Genomic DNA, 2568 nt, shown 5'->3' with positions numbered 1-2568 from the left:
AAAGAGAAAACGGGCAAATACGCCTTTTTTACAACCGTTGTTCCAGAGGATTCTGGCGAAGTGCTGGAGTCGTTTGTGCAAATGGGTGTAGAGCTAGTGGATGCTGAAGGCAAAGCGGCATTCAACACGCCTCTAGGCAAAGCTGCGTTCCAGTACTGGGTGGATCTGTACAAAAACGGATTGATGCCCAAAGAGGCGCTGACTGAAGGACACCGACACGCGATCGACCTCTACCAGCGCGGTGATACAGCCGTGTTGGCGTCCGGCGCAGAGTTCCTGAATACGATCGCTAAGAATGCACCGTCGATCGCCAAAACGTCTGCTTCTGCGCCGCAGATTAGTGGAGAAACGGGCAAAAAGAACGTGGCGGTGATGAATCTAGTCATCCCCAGAGACTCGGATGTTCCCGATGCGGCTCTTAAGTTCGCCCTGTTCGTTACCAACGACGCCAATCAGCTCTCCTTTGCCAAAGCCGCAAACGTGTTGCCCTCGACGGTCAAAGCGCTGCAAGATTCCTACTTTCAAACGGAGGCTGCCAACGCTACCCCAGTCGATAAAGCTAGAACGATCAGCGCTAAGCAGATGAACGATGCGCAAGTGCTGATTCCAGCAATGAAAAACGCCAAGCAGCTACAAAAAGTGGTTTACGACAACTTGCAAGCAGCCATGCTGGGACAAAAAAGCGTTGATCAGGCAATTAATGACGCGGCGCAAGAGTGGAATCAGGCTTAAGAGTGAACCGTCCGATCGCTGTACCCTTGATTTACGGTTGTGGGATAGCCATTCTGGCTGTCTCGATCAAACAGGCAAGATACCTATCCAACAGCAGATCTAAAAAACATTTCACTCTGTGATTTCCTCGTTCCACCCCCATGCTTGAAACAAACTCCACTGACGCTGATGTTCTTGTCATTGGTAGCGGCGTCGGTGGCTTGAGTTGTGCGGCACTGTTGGCGCGATACGGGAATCGAGTGGTCGTCTGCGAAAGCCACTCGATTCCCGGTGGAGCGGCTCATGCCTTCGAGCGTGCGGGCTACCGCTTCGACTCTGGACCCTCGCTGTATTCTGGCTTGTCCTACAGCCCCTCGCCGAATCCACTGCGGCAAGTGTTAGACGCGATCGACGAGCCGCTGCCCTGTGCCACCTACGACACTTGGGGCTGCTGCCTACCGGAAGGCGATTTCGATACCTCCGTGGGCGCGGATCAGTTCTGCGAGGTGCTACAACGGCTGCGCGGACCAGATGCCGTTGCAGAATGGCGGAAATTTCAGCGGTTGATGGCACCCTACGCACAGGCGGCGATCGCGTTGCCCTCGGCAGCGGTCCGGCTGGATTGGGGCGCAGTACGGACGCTAGGACGATTTCTGCCGACGCTGGCACCGCACGCAGCTAACGTCGCCAAACTGACCGGACCCTTCAGCCGAATTATGGACGGTGCGATTCACGATCCGTTTATTCGCAACTGGCTAAATCTGCTGTGCTTTTTGCTGTCTGGGCTTCCGGCAAACGGCACCAACGCGGCAGAGGTGGCGTTTATGTTTGCCGATTGGTATCGACCGGGGGTAAAGCTGGATTATCCGCTAGGCGGTAGTGGGGCGCTGGTAGATGCCCTTGTGCGGGGGCTGAAGCGGTATGGCGGAACCTTGCTGCTGAATGCCCATGTACAGCAGATTTTGGTTGAAAAACGACGGGCGATCGGTGTCCAACTGCGGGACGGTAAAACCATTCGAGCGCGAACGGTGATCTCGAATGCGTCGGTGTGGGACACGTTGAAACTGCTGCCCAAAGGCGCGGTGCCATCATTTCGAGCGGCACGACAGGCAACTCCGGAGTGCGACAGTTTTTTGCATTTGCATTTAGGCATCGACGCTGCGGGAGTGCGATCGGACCTCACCTGTCACTACATCATCGTGAACGATTGGGACGCAGGCATTACTGCCCCGCAGAATGTGGTGCTGGTGTCGATTCCGTCGCTGCTCGATCCGTCGCTGGCTCCAGCAGGCAAACACGCGATTCACGTCTACACGCCAGGAAACGAACCTTACGATCTCTGGCAGGGGTTGGATCGTCGCAGCGAAGCCTACGCCCAGCAGAAACAGGCGCGGGCTGAAGTCATGTGGAAGGCGCTGGAGCGAGTGATCCCGGATGTGCGATCGCGCTGCGAAGTCGCACTTGTGGGAACGCCGCTGACCCATGAGCGCTATTTGCGGCGGCATCGTGGCTCGTATGGTCCAGCAATTCGAGCCAGTGAGGGGCTGTTTCCCGGTCCTCGGACGCCGCTCAAAGGATTACTTTGCTGTGGCGATTCGACGTTTCCAGGCATCGGACTTCCTGCCGTTGCTGCCAGCGGCATGATCACAGCAAGCACGCTGGCGTCAGTCCCACAGCACCTTGAACTTCTACGGCAAATTCAAATAGACAGACTTTAGTTATTTGCAGGATGGATTACGTTTAATGACTAACGTAACTGAGTATTACTCTCCCTTGCTTGATCCTCAGTTCTAGGGCGTTTCTGGCGTAAATGTTTCGATCCGGGGACGATCGCCCGACGCTCCCAGCGTCAACGTT

At 55.8% G+C, this 2568-nt stretch carries 2 protein-coding genes; both read left to right on the top strand.

The genetic code is table 11. The features are described 5' to 3' along the window. The coding region (locus tag H6F43_RS18475) for an extracellular solute-binding protein (RefSeq protein ID WP_190344187.1) at nt 1-732 on the top strand (732 nt) is incomplete at its 5' end. Nucleotides 733-872: 140 nt separating this feature from the next. Next, nucleotides 873-2429, top strand: a complete 1557-nt coding sequence (locus H6F43_RS18470; RefSeq protein ID WP_190344185.1) for an NAD(P)/FAD-dependent oxidoreductase — start codon at nt 873-875, stop codon at nt 2427-2429. Nucleotides 2430-2568 lie beyond the last annotated feature (139 nt).

It is taken from the genome of Leptolyngbya sp. FACHB-36, assembly GCF_014695955.1.
In the GTDB taxonomy this organism is placed as follows: domain Bacteria; phylum Cyanobacteriota; class Cyanobacteriia; order Leptolyngbyales; family Leptolyngbyaceae; genus FACHB-36.
Note: the sequence above shows the minus strand (reverse complement) of the source record. Positions and strands in the feature narration are given on the sequence as shown.